Here is a 16,385-nt window from a genome sequence, read left to right as displayed (position 1 = left end):
TGTGGCGGTAGCTCTTGGCCTCGCCGGGGAGGAAGTCGACCCGGCGGATGGCGTTGTAGAGCTCGACCTCGGAGAACATGTGGCGGTTGTTGAGCACCACCTCGCCGCGCAGATCCCAGCTCAGGACTTCGTCCACTTCCAGGAAGTAGGCCGGCAGGCCCAGGTAGCGGGCCATGGCGGTGAACAGGAGGGTGAAGGAGAGGCAGTTGCCGGAACGTTCCCGGAAGGTCTCGGCGACGGTGCGGGTCTCGGTGTTGCCGTAGGTGATCTCCAGGCCGTGCTTACCGAAGACGGCGCTCTGGAGATTGAGAAAGCGTGTCTCCCGGTCCATGTTGAAGCTGATGCGCGAGTCGAGGAAGCGGCGGATCTCCGGGGTCAGGGCCAGCACTTCTTCTTCCATGGGCAAGCCCGGCTCGCTGGTCTCCGGGACAGCGCTAGCTCGTGGCATCAAGGCGGCGGCGAGAATGGATGCTGCCAGCAGCCAAGGTCTTGGATCGAGAACGCTCATCCTTGTACCCCTCCAGAGGATTGCTCCAGCCGCTCGATGGCGCGCTCGATGGAGCGTTGCGTGGCCAGGGATTCGGGCTCCGCCTCGAGAGCCTGGCCGTAGGCTTGAAGAGCCTCTTGGCGCCGGCCCAGATGCTCGTAGACCGCTGCCAGGTCCTGCAGCGCAGCGGCGTTGTCCGGCGCCAGCTCCACCGCCTGTTCCAGGTGGCGCAGCCCGGTCTGCAGATCACCATCCATGATCTCCACACCCGCCAGGCTGTGCAAGAGGTGCGAGTTGCTCGGGTTCAGCTGCAAAGCCCGGCGGTAGCTGGCGGCGGCCTCCGGTAGCTGCTCCAAGACGGTGCTCAGATTGCCCAGGTCGATCCACCCCTCGACATAGTCGGCATCGAGGTCCACCGCTTGTTGGAAGGCTCGGCGAGCCTCCGGAAAGCGGCCGGCGTCGGCGAGATTGCGGCCCAGTAGGTGAGGGAGCCGGGGATCGTCGGGGAGCGCGCCCATGGCTTGCCGTAGGACCTGATTGGACTCCTCCAGCCGGCCGGCGGTGATCAGGCTGCGGGCTAGCAGCTCCCAGGCCTCGAGGCTGCCGGGATCGGCTGCGGTGGCGGCCCGGAAGTCCGCCAGGGCAGGGGCCAGACGCCCCGCCCCGAGGTGGGTCTTGCCCCGTCCCACCAGCGCTTGGGGGTCTCCGGGACGGGCGGCGAGGACGGCTTCGAAGACCTCGCTGGCGTCGCTCAGGGAGCCCAGTTGGCCGAGGACGAGGCCGAGGTTGAGGCGGGCGTCCAGGTGCTCCGGGCGCAGCTCCAGAGCCCGTTGGTAGCTGTTCCGAGCGGCGGCAAAACGGCCCAGGTCGAAGAGGGCGTTGCCCAGATTGTTGTGGGCTTCGGCGAGGTCGGGCTCGAGGCCGAGGGCGGTGCGCGCCGCCTCGGCGGCGGCGGTGGCGTCCCCGGAAGCGGAGAGCAGGGCGGCGAGGTTGCTCCAGGCGGGGGCTGAGGCGGGGTCCAGCTCCACCGCCTTGCGCCCCGCCCCCAGCGCTGCCGGCAGCTCGCCGAGGGCGGCATAGGCCTGTCCCAGCTGATCGTGGACGCGGGATTCGCCGGGGGCCAGCCGGCGCGCCTGCTCCAGGCTTTGACGGGCGGCTTCCGGGTTGCCGGCCTCCAGCTGCAGCACGCCGGCGTTGTAGCGGAGCTCCCAATCTTCTTGGTCCGGGTGCTGGTTGCCGGTGTCCGCCAGCTCGACATATTTGCGCGCTTCCTCGTATTTGCCCGCCCAGAGCAAGACCTTGGAGAGGTTCTTGTAGGCCCGGGCGTAGGCTTCTTCGTCGACCCGCGCAAGCACTGCCTGCCGCACCTGGAGATCTTCCGGGCTGCCCGCCGCCACCGGCCGGGGGGCGAGGCCCAGGCTCGCCAGCTCGTTCAGCAGCGCGCGGCCCAGCAGTCCGTTGGCCCGCACCGTCGGATGCACGTGGTCGAGGAAGAGCTCATCCCCCAGGTTGCCGTGTCCTGCCCGTCGCCGCATCTCCTCCTTGAGCAGGTGCCGATAGTCCACCAGCGGCAGGCCGTTGGCGTCGGCGGTGTCGACGATGGCGCGGTCGATCTCCGGCAGCGCCCGCAGTGGACAGACGTCCTCGACGATGGCGTGCTGGAAGGCCTCGCCGGCCCGGTCGTGGTGCGATCGGCGGGTGAGGACTCGGCCGAGAAGGTATTGAGCGTCGGCGTCCCGGGGGTCGAGCTCCACCGCCGCTTCCGCGAGCTCGAGGGCGGTTTGCCGCGGTCGGTCGCTGGATGCCGCCTGCGAATCCGACGACGCCGAGAGGATTCTCCGCACTCGCTGCTTGAGGCCTTCGCAGCGCTTCCGCGAACCGGCGTCGAGGGCGTCCCCGTGAGCGGCCTTGAAGGGCGCGAAGTCCTTCTCGTTGACCGGAATGGTGATCAAGATCACTCGGGCCCCCACGCTCTCGGCGAGGTTGACCATGCGCTGGAGGTTGTAGCGATAGTGGTCCAGCACCTGGGCGGCGAATTCGTCGTCGCGGTGATAGGCGCCGAGGCCGGCGGAGGTATCCAGCAGCTCCTGGACCTCGCCGGTGAGACGGTATCTCTCCTCCGCCGCGCGCTGCCGTCGCTCCATCAGTCGCTCGCCGAGGGTCCAGAGCCGGGAGCGTTGGGCCAGCCGCTTGGCACCGGTGATCACCCGGGGCTCATGGAAAAGATTGGAGTAGGTGCGGCGCTCGAGGAATTCGTTGTTGCCGGAGTAGATGATGAAGAGATCCGGCTGGTAATGGATCAATTCCTCCATCAGCTTGGCCACACGGTAGCTGGCGTAGGAGATGCCACCGGCGTTGATCACCTCCCAACTCTGATCCGGGGCGCTGGTCTCGAGATAGGTGCGCAGCCAGCCGGTGAAGGAGGTGGCGTCGTCAAACGGCCGGCCGTAGGTGGTGGAGCCGCCGACGGTGAAGATGCGCACCGTGCCGGTTTTCTTCTCCAGCGGAAAGCTCTGGCGGTTGAATAGGGCGAGCTTGTTGGCGGCGGTGACCTGGTGCCGCCCGTCGTCGCTGGTTTCGAAGAGAGGGATATAGCTTTGGAAGCCGACGTAGGGGTCCCGCGAGGCGAGGGTGGGCTCGACTCCGAAGACCATAAGCAGGAGCTCCAGCCCGCCGAAGAAGAGGAGGCAGACCACCAGCGAGAAGAGGATCTTCTTGCCGGTGGAGAGGTGCGGAGAACCGCGGGAAGAGGCGGCTTGGTCTTGGGAAGGGGCCCCGGGATGGCCGGCTTCCGGGATGGGGTCAGTAGTTGGGTGCTGGGCGCTCATGGGCTGACGGTGGCCGGCGCAAAATTCGGCGAGCTTCGGCCTCATGGGCTCACCGAGCCGCTCCCGACGAGCCCTCAATTCAGGAAGTTCTCCTCATGATAGCGCGTCCGGCGGCGGGCCTCCTTTCGGGGCCGCCCCCGGACGGTGGAGTCATTCCTCGATGAGCTGATCGGGGTCGAATTTGCGATCCGGCAGATCGGTGCGCACGAAGTCGTGATCGCCGGAGACCTCGGGCCAGACGATGTCGTCGGGGGTAGTGCCAAGGTTCTGCATGATCTCCGTGAGGCGCCGGTGCAGGCGCTGGCGTTCGGCTTCGACGGGTTTGGAGGGGTTGACGCTGTGGTGGGCCAGGTTGTGGCGTTCCTGGGGATCCTGGTTGCGGTCGTACATTTCGTATTCGGGGTATTTGCCGGTGTAGCCGTCGAAGTAGACGGCGTATTTCCAATCTTTTTCGATCAGGCAGCGGATGCGGTTGGGTGCCGGGACGTAGAAGTAGAGGTCGTCGTAGGTGAAGTGGACGTAGTCCCGCACGGAGGCCTTGGGATCCTCCAGCACCGGGGAGAGGTCGTAGCCCTGGAAGGTCCAGCGGTCCCGCTCGGGAACTCCGGCGATTTTGGCCATGGTGGGGAGGATGTCCACCAGGCAGGCGAAGGAGTCGGTGCTGCGGGGCTGGTGGAAGAGGCGGGGGCTGGAGATCACGAAGGGGACGTTGAGGGTCTCCTGGTAGACGTTGTACATCTTCTGGCGCTGGCGGCCGTGGGCCATGGCCATGTCCCCGTGGTCGGCGATGCGGAAGACGACGCTGTCCTCCCGGCCGCCGGGCCGGGCGTAGAGGGCGTCGAGGACCTTCCCGAGCTCGTGGTCCGCCCGCTTGCACAGGTAGGCGTAGAACTGGCAGTACATTTTCTGCAGCTCGAAGTCGGTGGGGCCGATGACCCCGTTGCCCTGGTTGCTGAGCACGCGGAATTGCTCCTGAGACCGGGGCTTGGTCGCCAAGTCTTCGTCCACCGTCGGGGGCGGCTCGATGGGCAGGTCGCGGAAGTCGCGGTCGTGGTAGCCGGCGGCTTTGTAGAGGGGGATCTCGGTGCCGTTGGGCAAGGTGACCAGGGCACCGTCGGTGCCGGGGAAGGCGAGGACGTCGTGGGGGTTGACCAGGGAGACGATGAGGCAGAAGGGCTTGTCGCCGTCGTAGCTCTGGAGGAAGTGCACGGCGCTGTCCTTCCACAGCCGATCCTCGGGCAGGCTGAGACCGTATTTGGCCGCTTGGCCCTCCCCGTCGACAAAGCGGCCGTCGTTGTTGATGCGTCCGCCGCCCATGTTGGCGATGGCGAGGTTGTCGCCGGCGTCGGGCATGGTCCAGCCGTGGAAGCCGTAGCGATCCCGCAGGTGCGCGACGTCGGCGTCGGTCCAGTATTTTTGATCCAGGGAGGTGGAGTATTGAACCGGCTTGCCGAGGTGCCATTTGCCTTTGAACTCGACGTGGTAGCCGGCGGTGCTCAGAATCCGGGCGAGATTCTGGACCTGGGAGGAAAGCCCCCTCTGGCGGCGCTCTTTGACCGCCAGGGTGGAGCCTTGGATGCTCGCCCCGGAGCTGGCGCCGTCGGGGATCAGGTCGGGTCGGCCGGAGTTGTCGAATTCGAGCACCTCGGTGACGCCGTGGCGGGCGGGGTACATGCCGGTGAAGAGGGTGGCGCGGGCGGGGGAGCAGGTGCAGGAGTTGGTGTAGCCCTGGGTGAATGTGAGGCCATGCTCGCGCAGTCGCTGCTCGGTGGGCAGATTGGCTTCCGCCCAGCCTTCCGGCCAGTGGGGGTTGCCGCTTTGCTGGTCGGTGATGAAGAGGACCAGGTTGGGCTTTTTGGGGAAGTCTCCAAAGGTCATTCGCGCTCCTTCGCTCAATGCATGGACAGTGGAATTGGAGATCCGTGGATCCCTCGTGGGCACGGACCCGAGCTGGTCCGTTTCCTGGAGGGCGTCTCCTGTAGGCCATTGATCGCAAAGCAGTCTACTGCTGCCTCCGGGGGTGAACAAGGTCCCCCGGACGGGCGTCAACAATCGAGCACCAACATTTGGGTCCCCCCCTTTGTTGCTATGCTCCAGCGATGAGCTCAAACGATGCTGCTACTGCCGCCGGCGAGGGGCGTTTGGACCTCGCTCTCTTTGGTGCGACCGGCTTTACCGGGGCCCTCACCGCCGAATATCTGGCCCGCCGCGCTGCGGCCGGGGAGTCCCTGGGACCGGGGCAGGAAGGCCCGTTGCGTTGGGCCATCGCCGGGCGGAACCGCGACAAGCTGGAGGCCCTGCGGCGGCGGCTGGAGGAGGAAGTGCCGGGGAGCCCGCTGCCGGAGATCCTGGTGGCCAGCGTGGACGATGCGGATTCGCTCCGGGCCCTGACCGGGGCCTGTCGGGTGCTCTTGACCACCGTCGGTCCCTACGCGCGCTTCGGGGAGGGGGTGGTGGCGGCCTGTGTCGAGACCGGGACCCACTATGCGGACATCACCGGCGAGCCGGATTTCGTTTCAACCCTTCGCGACCGCTACGACGCAGCAGCCCGGGAGAAGGGCTTGCGGCTGGTCTCCTGCTGCGGCTTCGACAGCATTCCCCACGATCTGGGAGCGCTCCTGGCGGTGCGGCAGCTGCCGGCGGATCAGAAGATCGATCTGCGCGGGTTCGTGCGGGCCAAGGGCGGTATGTCCGGGGGCACCTGGCGCTCGGCAGTGAACGCCATGGCGGAGACTCCGATCTTCGGCAAGAAGAGCGGCAAGAAGAAGAGGGCTCGGGAGCGTTCCCCTGCGCCGTCGGAGGGAGAGCGCAGGGTGCGCCGGGGATCTCAGAAGGTCTATCGGGAGAAGCTCTTCGGCGAGTGGGTCATGCCCCTGCCGACCATCGACCCGCAGGTGGTTCGGCGGTCCGCGCGGGAACTGCCGGATTACGGGCCGGATTTTCGCTACGGCCACTTCCTGCGCATTGGCTCGCTGCCCCGCATGGCCGTGGTGTCCGGGACCATCGGCTCGGTCTTTGCCCTCTCCAAGCTGCCTCCGGCACGCAAATGGCTGCTCTCCCTCAAGGATTCCGGGGACGGACCCACTGAAGAACAGCGCGCCCGCAGCCGCTTCAGCGTCACCTTCCTGGGCCGGGCCGGCGACGGCAGTCGGACGGTAGTGGAGGTGCGGGGCGGAGATCCGGGGTACGACGAGACCTCCAAGATGCTGGCCGAGACGGGGCTGTCCCTGGCGTTCGATGGGGACCGGCTGCCGCAGCAGGCCGGCACGCTGACCCCGGCGGTAGCGCTGGGGGGTTGTCTGTTGGAGCGGCTGCGGGAGGCTGGATTGGTCTTCGAGGTCGTGGAAACGAAGGGGCCCGGGGAGGACGCATGAGCCTGGAAGCATTCCGCGGCCTGTCGGTGGTGCTCACCGGCGCCTCCACCGGTATCGGGCGGGCCATGGCCCTGGAGCTGGCCCGTCACGGCGCCCGACAGGTGCTGGCGGCGCGCGGTGAGGAGGCTCTGGAGGAGGTGGCGGAGCTCTGCCGGGAGCTGGGGGGAGAGGCGGAGGCGGTCCCCACGGACGTATCAGACGAGGAGCAATGCCGGGCGCTGATAGAGCGGGCGGTGGAGCTCTACGGTGGCTCCGACGGGGGGCTGGACGTATTGATCAACAACGCCGGCCGCACCATGTGGAGCCGCTTCGACGAGTTGGAGACGCTGCGTCCGCTGGAGCAGCTGATGCAGATCAACTATTTCGGCAGCCTCTACTGCACCTATTACGCCTTGCCCCACCTGAAGCGCTCTCGCGGCCGCATCGTCGGGGTCTCCAGCCTCACCGGCAAGACCGGCGTCCCCACCCGCAGCGGCTATGCCGCCACCAAGCACGCCATGGCGGGCTTCTTCGACAGCCTGCGCATCGAGCTCGCGGAGTCGGGGGTCACGGTGACCATGACCTATCCGGACTTCGTAGCCACCGAGACCCGACGCAACGCCTTCGGCTCCGACGGTGAGCGGCTGGGCGACAGCCCGGTGCAGGAGGGCAAGGTGATGACCGCCGAGCGCTGTGGCCGGCTGATTCTGCAGGCTGCCGCCCGGCGCCAGCGGGAGCTGATTCCTTCGCTGCGGGGCCGGTTGGGGCTGTGGCTCAAGGTATTGAGCCCGGCGCTGGTGGATCGCATTGCCCAGCGGGCGATCCAGCGGGGTCGCTGATCGCCGAGCCCTCCAAACACCGCGGAGTCCTTCAGAGGCCGGGGTCGTTGATCGTCACCGGCTCGCGTTAAGATCCTGCTCCTATGAGAACGAAGGGCCTATGAGTACGAAAGGCGACAGCGGCGGCTCGTCCCGGCGCCGCAAGGGCCAGCTGGTGGTGGTGTCCTCCAAGGGCACCCGTCAGCGCTTCCTGCGCGGCATGGTCACCCACGATCTGGTGCAGCGGGGGCTCGACTTCGACGACGCCTACACCATCGCACGGTCGATCCGCGATCAGCTGAGCGGTCGCGAGGAAGTCTCCACCTCGGAGGTGCGGGATCTGATCCAGCAGGAGCTGGAGAAGCTCTTTGGGCCCGAGCTGCCGGCCCGGCTGGTGGCGAAAGTGGCGCCGGTGCCGGACCTGCAGGTGCTCTACCGGGGCCAGAAGCAACCCTTTTCCCGCGGCCTCCTGGCCCGCAGCATGCACGCCGCAGGGCTCGATATGGACCGTGCCTATCGCCTGGTGACGGAGCTCGAGGGGCGCCTGCGGCAGCAGGGAATCAAGACTCTTTCCAACGAGGAGATCACCCGCCAGGTGGGGGATCTGCTGGAACAGTTCGAGGGCTCGGACACCGCCCAGCGCTACCGCATGGTGCGGCGGATCCACCACCTGCCCCGGCCGCTGGTGATCTATCTCGGCGGCGGCAGCGGTACCGGCAAGTCGACGCTGGCCCTGGAGCTGGCGCCGTTGCTGCGCATCTATCGCATCAACGCCACCGACACCATCCGACAGGTGATGCGGATGATCTTCTCCCCGCAGATCCTGCCGGCCCTCCACGGCTCGAGCTTCGAGGCCGGCCGAGGCAGCGGACGCTGGGGTTGGAGCGAGGGGCAGCTGTCTCAGCAGGAGGACGATCCGGAGGCGGCTCTGATCACCAACTTCGAGGAGCAGGCGACCCGGGTGGCGGTGGGCGTGCGGGCGGTGGTAGAGCGGTCCATCGCCGAGAATATGCACGTCCTCATGGAAGGGGTACACCTGGTGCCGCCGCTGGTGCCGTTCAATGATCTGGAGGGCGCCGTCTACCAGGTGCCCATCATGCTCGGCACCCTCGATGAAGAAACCCACCGGGGCCGCTTCTTGGCCCGGGGGCGGGTCGGCGGACGGCGCGCCGAGCGGTACATGGAGAATTTTGGGTCGATCCGCACCTTGCACGATTACATCCTGCAGCAGGCGGAGCATCACGAGGTACCTCTCGTCGACACCTCCCGCGGCGAGCCACCGGTGGTGCGGACCATTCGTCTGGTGACCAGCCTGCTGCAAAAGCGCCTGCCCTACCTGGGGCGACCCGGCTGGGAGGAGACGGCGGAGATCACCCCCACGCTCTTGGTGATCATCGACGGCATGGCAGATCGGCCGGTGCGGGCGCTGGGGGGGCGGACTCCCCTGCAGGCGGCGGAGGTCCCGACCCTCGACCGGCTGGCGAGGGAGGGGCAATGCGGCTTGGCGGATCCGGTGGCGCCGGGGGTCGTGCCGGACACCGCCGCCGGCAGCCTGGCGCTCTTCGGCCAGAGCCCCCTGGCGATGAAGCGGGGCCCGGTGGAGGCGTTGGGAGCGGGGATCCAGCTATCCCCCGGGGATATCGCTCTCCGCGGTAACTTCGCCACCGTTGACGAGCAGGGCAACATCCTCGACCGCCGCGCCGGACGCATCCGCGACGAGGCGGCGGAGCTGGCGCAGGCCATCGATCATTTGCCGCTGCCGCGCACTCTCTCCGGAGAGGTGGAAGTGCGGGTGGGGGTGGCGACGGAGCATCGCCTGGCCATCGTGCTGCGGGGAGAAGGGCTGTCCTCTTCGATCATCGGCAGTGATCCCGGGGAGGGGGCAGTGCCCTGCCCGCCCCTGACGCCCCGGCCGGTGGACCCGGCGGATCCCCGGGCGGTCTACACCGCCAGCGTCCTGGCGCTCTTCGAGCAGGCCGCTCGTCAGGTGCTGGAAGAGCATCCCATCAACGCCCGGCGGCGGGAGGAGGGCCTGCCGCCAGCCAATATCCTGCTCACCCGGGGTGCTGGCCGGGTGCACAATCTAGTGCCTCTGGAGCAGACCGGAATCCCCCTCAAGCTGGCGTGCATCAGCGGCGACCAAACTCTCCTGGGGCTCGCCAGCTGGCTCGGCGCCAAGCCCATCACCGGGCCGGAGATGACCGCCAACCTGGATACTGATCTAGGGGCGAAGTTCGCCGCCGTGGCGGAGCAGTTGGAGCGCGCCGACTTGGTGATTCTGCACCTCAAGGGAGCCGACATCGCCGCCCACGACCGCCGGCCGGAGCTCAAGGTGGGCTTCTTGGAGGCCCTGGACGAAGAGCTGGGCAAGTTGTTGGATTCCCAGGAGAAACCCCTGCGGGTGGCGGTGGCGGCGGATCACGCCACCCTGTCGGAGAGCGGACAGCATTCGGCGGATCCGACGCCGGTGTTGATCTGGGGCCACGGTCTCGAAGCCGACGAGGTCTCCTGCTTCGACGAGCAGAGCGCCGCCGCGGGAGCGCTTCAGCGCTTTCCCCTCCAGATGCTCTTGGGACGGCTCTTCGATCTCAGCTGATCGAGCGCTTCGCGAGCTTTCCGGGCGCCGTTCGGTACCTCGAACGAAGTTGAGCCGCCGAGAGGAGCTGGAGTATCTTGAATGGCTGGTGCGGTGCCGGCTTCGGCCGGCCTCGAGCCTTTGCCCATTCCCAAGCCGTCCACCGATTCGGAGTGCACCATGTCCCAAGCCGCCTCCCCGGCCCCGAGCCAGTCCGATGCTCCAGAACCCGATGCCCTCGAAGCCAGCGCTGCCGCGGAGATCGAACGCAAGTTCCTCGTGCCGTCACCGCCCGAGGATCTCCGCAGCCACTCGTCGGAGCAGCTCCAACAAGGCTATTTGGCGGTCACCGAGGACGGCACCGAGGTCCGCCTTCGGCGCCGGGGGGATCATTGTTCGCTGACCGTCAAGAGCCCGCTGGAAGGGCCCGAGGGGTTGGCGCGATGGGAGAGTGAGGTACCGGTAACGGCAGAGCAATTTCACGCTCTGTGGCCGGCGACCCGCGGAAAGCGGGTGGAGAAGGAGCGCTTCCAGGTGCCGGTGGCGGGGGCGACGGCGGAGGTGGACGTCTACGACGGTGATCTTCGGGGTTTGGTGACAGCGGAAGTGGAGTTCCCCAGTCCCGAGGCGGCGGAGGCCTTCGAGGCGCCCCCGTGGTTCGGCCGCGAGGTGACCTCCGACTCCCGCTACAAGAATCAGCGGTTGGCGAGCCACGGGCTGCCTACGGCGGAGGTGGGCTCCTGATGGCGGTAGGGACGGCGAGCTCGGATCCGGTCTTCTTCGACTTCGATGCCGGCATCGGGGAGGACGACCTGGTGGCAGCTCTGGCCAGCCGGCTGGAGCCGCAATGGGGACTCCAGCGGGAGCGGGAGCGGCGCCACCACCTGACCTACTTCGACACCTTCGACTGGCGCCTGTGGAATCAGGGGGCGACTCTGCGCTGGCGCCGGGATCCGCCGGAGTTGATTTGGCGCGAAGTCTCCGGCCTCCTTCGGCACCGCCTGTCGTTGGCGGATCGCCGAGAGGGCGTCGCCGGGGAGCCGTCGGCTGGCTCGGCCGACGAGCCGGCGGAGCTGGCGGCAGAGGCTGGAGTCGGAGGCGACGACGCCGGCGAGCAGACCCCCATTCACCTCGAGCCGGCAAAGCCGTTTCTGCCCTCGGATCTGCCCCCGGGACCGTTGCGGGATGATCTGGAGCAGGCGGCCTGGGTGCGCTGCCTGCTGCCACGAGTGACGGTGCGCCGCCGCCGCCGCTTGCTGCGGGTGCTCAACGACAACCAGAAAACGGTGGTGCGGCTGGTGCTGGAACGCCGGCGGGCGGCGGATCCGGAGCGGCCGCGGCGCTCCGCCGAAGTGGCGCCAGTGTTGCGGGTGGTGGCGGTGAAGGGCTACGACCAACACTTCCAGGGCGTTCTGGGCGCGCTACGGGAAGAGCCTCTGCTGACTCCGGCGCGGGGCGACGAGCTGACCTCCGCTCTCACCGCCCTGGGCCGCTGGCCGGGGGATTACAGCTCCAAGATTCAGCTCGATCTGGATCCGGAGGAGCGCGCCGATCAAGCCCTGAAAGGGGTGCTGCTCTCGCTCCTGCGAGCGGTGGAGGCCAACGAGGAGGGGACCCGCAAGGCGCTGGACCCGGAGTTTCTCCACGATTTCCGCGTCGCCGTCCGGCGCAGCCGAGCTGCTCTGGGGCAGGTCAAGGGTGTGTTCCCGGAGCCGGTGGTGGAGCATTTCAAGACCGAGCTCAAATGGTTGGGGGGCGCCACCGGACCGAAGAGGGATCTGGACGTTTACAGCATGCAACTCCCCGATTACCGCGAGCAACTTCCAGCCGCGTCGGGGGAGGCCCTGGCCCCTCTGCGGACCTATTTGGACCGTCACAGTGCGGAGGAGCAGGAGCGGCTCGAAGCCGTTCTCACCGGGGATCGCTACCGCAATCTTCTGGAGGAATGGCGCCGCTTCCTGGAACAGCCGGTACCCGAGTCCACCGATCTGCCCAACGCCCAGCGGCCGCTTCTGGAGGTGGCTTCGGAACGCATCTGGAAGATGTGGCGGCGAGTCTTCAAGCGCGGTCGGGCCATCGATGAGGAAACGCCGGCGGAGGCGCTCCACAACCTGCGCATCGACTGCAAGAAACTGCGCTACCTGCTGGAATTCTTTCGTGGCCTCTACGCCGAGGACGAGGTGGCGAAGCTGGTCAAGAGTCTGAAGAAGCTCCAGGACAACCTGGGGGACTTCAATGATTTGGAGGTCCAGCAGGAGACCCTGCAGAGCTTCGCCGCCGGCATGGAGAAGGAAGGCCTGGCGACGGTGGAGACCATCTTGGCCATGGGGAGGCTGGTGGAACGCATGGCCCAGGGCCAGGAGCGGGAACGACAGCGTTTCGAAAAGCGGTTCCGGCGCTTCTCCGCGAAATCCAATCGTCGCCGGTTCCGCCATCTCTTCAAGTCCGAGAGCGGCGAGGAGGCGTCGTGAGGGTCTTCGCCGTCTACAACATCAAGGGTGGGGTGGGGAAGACCGCTGCGGCGGTCAATCTGTCGTACCTCTCCTCCCGCAGCGGCGTGCGGACCTTGCTCTGGGATCTGGATCCCCAGGGAGCGGCGACCTTCTACTTTCGGATCAAGGCCAAGGTCAAGGGCGGCGCTCGCGGCCTGGTGAAGCGCAAGCGAGATCCGGACTCGTTGCTGCGAGGCACGGATTTCGAGGGGCTCGACCTGCTGCCGGCGGATTTCTCCTACCGGAATCTGGATTTGGCGTTGGACGAGGCGGGCAAACCGCGGCAACGCTTGAGCCGGGTGCTCAAGCCGCTGGCGGGGGATTACGATCACGCCTTTCTGGACTGCGCTCCCAGCATTTCGCTGGTTTCGGAGAGCATCTTCGCCGCTGCCGATGTGCTCTTGGTGCCGACCATTCCCACCACCCTTTCGTTGCGCACTTTGGATCAGCTGGCGGAGCACCTGGAGAAAGAGAAGGCGAAGCATCTGCAGGTGCTGCCTTTCTTCTCCATGGTGGACGTGCGCAAGGCCATGCATCGGGAAGTGATGCAGCAGGCCGGCGACGGCCCCTTTCCCTTTCTGGAGACCGCCATCCCGTATTCCGCGTGGGTGGAGCGCATGGGGCTCGAACGCGGTCCGGTGGCGACCTTCGCCGCCAATACCGAAGCGGCGCGCTCCTACTATCGGCTGTGGTTGGAGATTGCTACCCGCGTCCGGCGCGGCTTCGCCGACGGCGGCTGAGGGGGCCAGGGGTGTACAGCGGGAGGCTGCGGGTTCACTATCCCGCCAACCAGGGTCAAGGAGAAGACGGCGAGAGGGGGTCTGGCCAGCGACTGGTGCTGCGCACGGAGCAGGACTGGCAGCGGAATGTGGAGGCCGTGGAGGTCAGCGACGATGGGACGGCGTGGGACTTTCAACTGACCCACGTCCATCATCATCTCCAGTGCAAGCCGTGCTTGGTGGCCGGAGATCAGTTGACCTGGTCGGAGGGCTCGAACCTCCTGTGGATTGTCGATGCCGACCCTCCTCAGGAGGTTTATCCGCATTTCTTCTCCGGTTCCGCCGGCCGCCTCAGTTCGGTGCAGGAGCTACCCTCGGCAAGGCTCTCTCAGGGGCACCGGCTACGGATCTACATCCCCGCTGGCTACGAGGAGAACGTCCTCAAGCGTTATCCGGTGGTCTATGTCTACGACGGGCAGAATCTCTTCTTCCCCTACGAGGCCTTCCTCGGCGCGGAATGGCAGCTCGACGAAACCCTCGATCGGCTGGACGCAATGAACCTCATCGACCGCACCATGGTAGTGGGGGTGTATTCGGAGGATCGGAACCGCGACTACACCCACCCTGGGTATGAGCTCTACGGCCAGGCGTTGGTGGAGGAGGTGAAGGCGTGGGTGGACGAGCGGTATCGGACGCTACCGGATCCGTCCTCCACGGCGGTGATGGGCTCTTCCTTGGGAGGGGTGATGGCCTTGCACCTGGCTTGGGAGCACCCCCAGATCTTCGGTAACGCCGCGTGCCTGTCGTCGGCTTTCGGCTGGAACGACGACTTGCTGGAGCGGGTACACCGGGACCCGCTGGCGGGGCGGGAGAATCTGCGCATCTATCTGGACAGTGGCTGGCCCGGGGACAATTACGAGGTCACTTTGAGCATGGCCGCTGCCCTCATCGAACGAGGGTTTCATTACGGCCGCAACCTGATGCATCTCGCCTTCCCCCAGGGGCGCCACAACGAGAGCGCCTGGGGCAGCCGGGTACACCTGCCGATTCAGTTGTTCAGCGGAAAGATTCGGCGCCTCGCCGAGGCGCGGCGAGAGCGGGAGGTGCCGCCTCCCCAGCCCCCAGGGTAAAGATCTCCACTCCGTCCTCGGTGACTCCCACCGAATGTTCCCACTGCGCCGAGAGGGAACGGTCCCGGGTGACCGCGGTCCAGCCGTCGGCCAGCACTTTGACGTGCCTCCGGCCGGCGTTGAGCATGGGCTCGATGGTGAAGAACATCCCCGGCTGGAGGCGTGCCCCGGTCCCCGGCTCTCCGTAGTGCAGGACCGTGGGAGCGTCTTGGAAAACCCGGCCCAATCCATGGCCGCAGAATTCCTGGACGTTGGAGTAGCCCTCGCGGCGAGCCACCCGGTCGATGGCGGCGCCGATGTCGCCGAGGGTGGTGCCGGGGCGCACGACGGCAATTCCCGCCATCATGGCTTCGTAGCAAGTGGCCACCAGCTTGCGCGCCCGCTTCGAGGGTTTGCCGACGAGAAAGGTGCGGCTGCTGTCGCCGTGCCAGCCATCGAGGATGGGAGTGACATCGACGTTGACGATGTCGCCGTTCTTGAGCTTCTTGGCATCGGAGGGGACGCCGTGGGTGACCACCTGGTTGACGGAGATGCAGGTGGCGTGGGTGTAGCCCTTGTAGCCGACGGTGGCGGGCACCGCGCCGTGGTCGCGCATGAAGTGGTCGCACCGGCGGTCGAGCTCGCCGGTGCTCACCCCCGGCCGGATGTGCTCGGCGATGAAGTCCAGAGTCGCCGCCGCCAGCCGCCCGGCACGGCGCATTCCTGCGAAGCCCTCCGGGCCGTGGATGGGTATGGGTTTGCCGGTGCGGTGGTCCAGGGGGCGGGGATCGGCGGGGCGGAGGGGGCGCTGGAACATGGCTCGATCATAGCAACAACAATTGGGTCCCTCTCCCTGCTCGGGGTCCTCGACTCGGCACTCAGCTGTGCGATCAACAATTGGGTCCCCCTTGAGAGCTTGGCCCCCAGAATCCACTTTCTCGCTCGAAGATGACAGATCGCAGAGGGTTCCTCCCTCTTCTGAGGGTGAGATGCATAAACCTATTCGATTCATCCCGCCCGGCGGGGCTCTGGTACTGGTCACCCACCGGTGCCAGCAGGCTCGCCTCTTGCTCACTCCCAAAGGCCGGCTCAATCAGCTGGCCAAGGCCATTCTGGCCCGCGCTGCCCAGCGGGCGGGGGTGGAGGTCGTCGCCGTCGTCGTGCTCGGCAACCACATTCACCTGCTTCTACGTGTCCCCGATGCCCGGGCCATGGCTGAGTTCATGAACTACTTCGCCGGAAATCTGGCGCGGGAGGCTGGCCGTCTCCACGGGTGGCGCGGAAAATTCTGGCATCGCCAGTACTCCTATGCCGTAGTAGCCGACGACGAGGCCTCTCAGGTAGCCATCTTTCGCTACCTTCTGGAGCACGGCTGCAAGGAAGGCCTGGTCTCGAGCCCCCGGCACTGGCCGGGGCTTCATCCGGCCTCCATGATCCTCAAAGGCCAGCGGCATCGGGGGACCTGGGTGGATCGCACGAGCATCTATCGCGCGCGTCACAACCGTCCGAGCTCGTCTCCTCGCCCCGTGGACTACGAAGGGGAGGAGATCCTGGAGTTGGTTCCGTTGCCTTGTTGGAACCATCTGACCTGGAAGGAGTACCAGGAACAAGTTCGGGCGATGGTGGAAGAGATCGAGGAGGAAACCCGAGCGAGACACCTGAGAGACGGAACTCGAGCCCTGGGCCGGAAGAAGGTCTTGGCGCAGAATCCCCGAGCCGCGCCCAAGAAATCGAAGAGAGGCCCAGCGCCACTGATCATCGCAGCCTCCGAGAAGGTCCGGGAGGAATTCCAGGAAGCCTATCGGAAGATCGTGGAGGCGTATGCGGTCGCCTCGGCACGCTTGCGAGCCGGAGAACGGCTGGTGCGCTTTCCCGAGGGCACCTTTCCGCCAGCGCAGGCTTTCGTCGGTTTCTCGGCGGAGGCGCGGGCGGGCTGATGGGCTGACATATCACCGAATCTCATCTGCTGGAGCTAGTCTTCAGGCTCCCTCATGGGGGGCCTTG

At 66.8% G+C, this 16,385-nt stretch carries 12 protein-coding genes; 8 read left to right on the top strand and 4 right to left on the bottom strand.

Annotated features, from left to right (window positions below; all coding sequences use genetic code 11):
* From SX243_11830 to SX243_11820, 3 genes are all read right to left on the bottom strand, one after another.
* A partial coding sequence (locus SX243_11830) for a transglutaminase domain-containing protein (protein MDY7093650.1) occupies positions 1 to 508 on the bottom strand: 508 nt, incomplete at its 3' end.
* Positions 505 to 3,360, bottom strand: coding sequence for a tetratricopeptide repeat protein (locus SX243_11825; GenBank protein ID MDY7093649.1), 2,856 nt, complete (start codon positions 3,358 to 3,360; stop codon positions 505 to 507). The genes SX243_11830 and SX243_11825, both read right to left, overlap by 4 nt.
* A gap of 105 nt (positions 3,361 to 3,465) precedes the next feature.
* Positions 3,466 to 5,193: a sulfatase-like hydrolase/transferase gene (locus tag SX243_11820; protein MDY7093648.1), complete on the bottom strand. Its 1,728-nt coding sequence runs from the start codon at positions 5,191 to 5,193 to the stop codon at positions 3,466 to 3,468.
* 221 nt (positions 5,194 to 5,414) lie between these two features.
* Between SX243_11820 and SX243_11815 the strand changes: the two genes are divergently transcribed.
* The 7 genes from SX243_11815 to SX243_11785 all read left to right on the top strand — a co-directional run bounded on the left by SX243_11815 (position 5,415) and on the right by SX243_11785 (position 14,402).
* Positions 5,415 to 6,689: a saccharopine dehydrogenase NADP-binding domain-containing protein gene (locus SX243_11815; GenBank protein MDY7093647.1), complete on the top strand. Its 1,275-nt coding sequence runs from the start codon at positions 5,415 to 5,417 to the stop codon at positions 6,687 to 6,689.
* Positions 6,686 to 7,507, top strand: a complete 822-nt coding sequence (locus SX243_11810) for an SDR family oxidoreductase (protein MDY7093646.1) — start codon at positions 6,686 to 6,688, stop codon at positions 7,505 to 7,507. Before SX243_11815 ends, SX243_11810 begins: the two co-directional genes overlap by 4 nt.
* 100 nt (positions 7,508 to 7,607) lie before the next feature.
* Entirely contained in the window at positions 7,608 to 10,082 is a 2,475-nt protein-coding gene (gene apgM / locus SX243_11805; protein MDY7093645.1) for a 2,3-bisphosphoglycerate-independent phosphoglycerate mutase, read from the top strand.
* Between the two features lie 159 nt (positions 10,083 to 10,241).
* A complete protein-coding gene (locus SX243_11800) occupies positions 10,242 to 10,805 on the top strand; it encodes a CYTH domain-containing protein (protein ID MDY7093644.1) in 564 nt (187 codons plus the stop codon).
* Positions 10,805 to 12,532, top strand: coding sequence for a CHAD domain-containing protein (locus tag SX243_11795; GenBank protein ID MDY7093643.1), 1,728 nt, complete (start codon positions 10,805 to 10,807; stop codon positions 12,530 to 12,532). The genes SX243_11800 and SX243_11795 overlap by 1 nt, the downstream gene beginning before the upstream one ends.
* The gene (locus SX243_11790; GenBank protein ID MDY7093642.1) at positions 12,529 to 13,293 is read left to right on the top strand and encodes a ParA family protein; all 765 of its coding nucleotides are present in this window, start codon (positions 12,529 to 12,531) and stop codon (positions 13,291 to 13,293) included. Before SX243_11795 ends, SX243_11790 begins: the two co-directional genes overlap by 4 nt.
* 11 nt (positions 13,294 to 13,304) lie before the next feature.
* The gene (locus tag SX243_11785) at positions 13,305 to 14,402 is read left to right on the top strand and encodes an alpha/beta hydrolase-fold protein (protein MDY7093641.1); all 1,098 of its coding nucleotides are present in this window, start codon (positions 13,305 to 13,307) and stop codon (positions 14,400 to 14,402) included.
* On the opposite strand, the gene map is transcribed toward SX243_11785, so the two are convergent.
* Positions 14,329 to 15,198, bottom strand: coding sequence for a type I methionyl aminopeptidase (gene map / locus SX243_11780; GenBank protein ID MDY7093640.1), 870 nt, complete (start codon positions 15,196 to 15,198; stop codon positions 14,329 to 14,331). The two genes, SX243_11785 and map, sit on opposite strands and share 74 nt — an antisense overlap.
* A 172-nt stretch (positions 15,199 to 15,370) precedes the next feature.
* Between map and SX243_11775 the strand changes: the two genes are divergently transcribed.
* Complete coding sequence (locus SX243_11775; GenBank protein ID MDY7093639.1) at positions 15,371 to 16,318, top strand: transposase; 948 nt, start codon at positions 15,371 to 15,373, stop codon at positions 16,316 to 16,318.
* Positions 16,319 to 16,385: the final 67 nt, after the last annotated feature.

This window comes from Acidobacteriota bacterium, assembly GCA_034211275.1.
Taxonomy (GTDB): Bacteria; Acidobacteriota; Thermoanaerobaculia; order Multivoradales; family JAHZIX01; genus JAGQSE01.
This window is presented reverse-complemented; position numbering and strand designations above follow the sequence as displayed.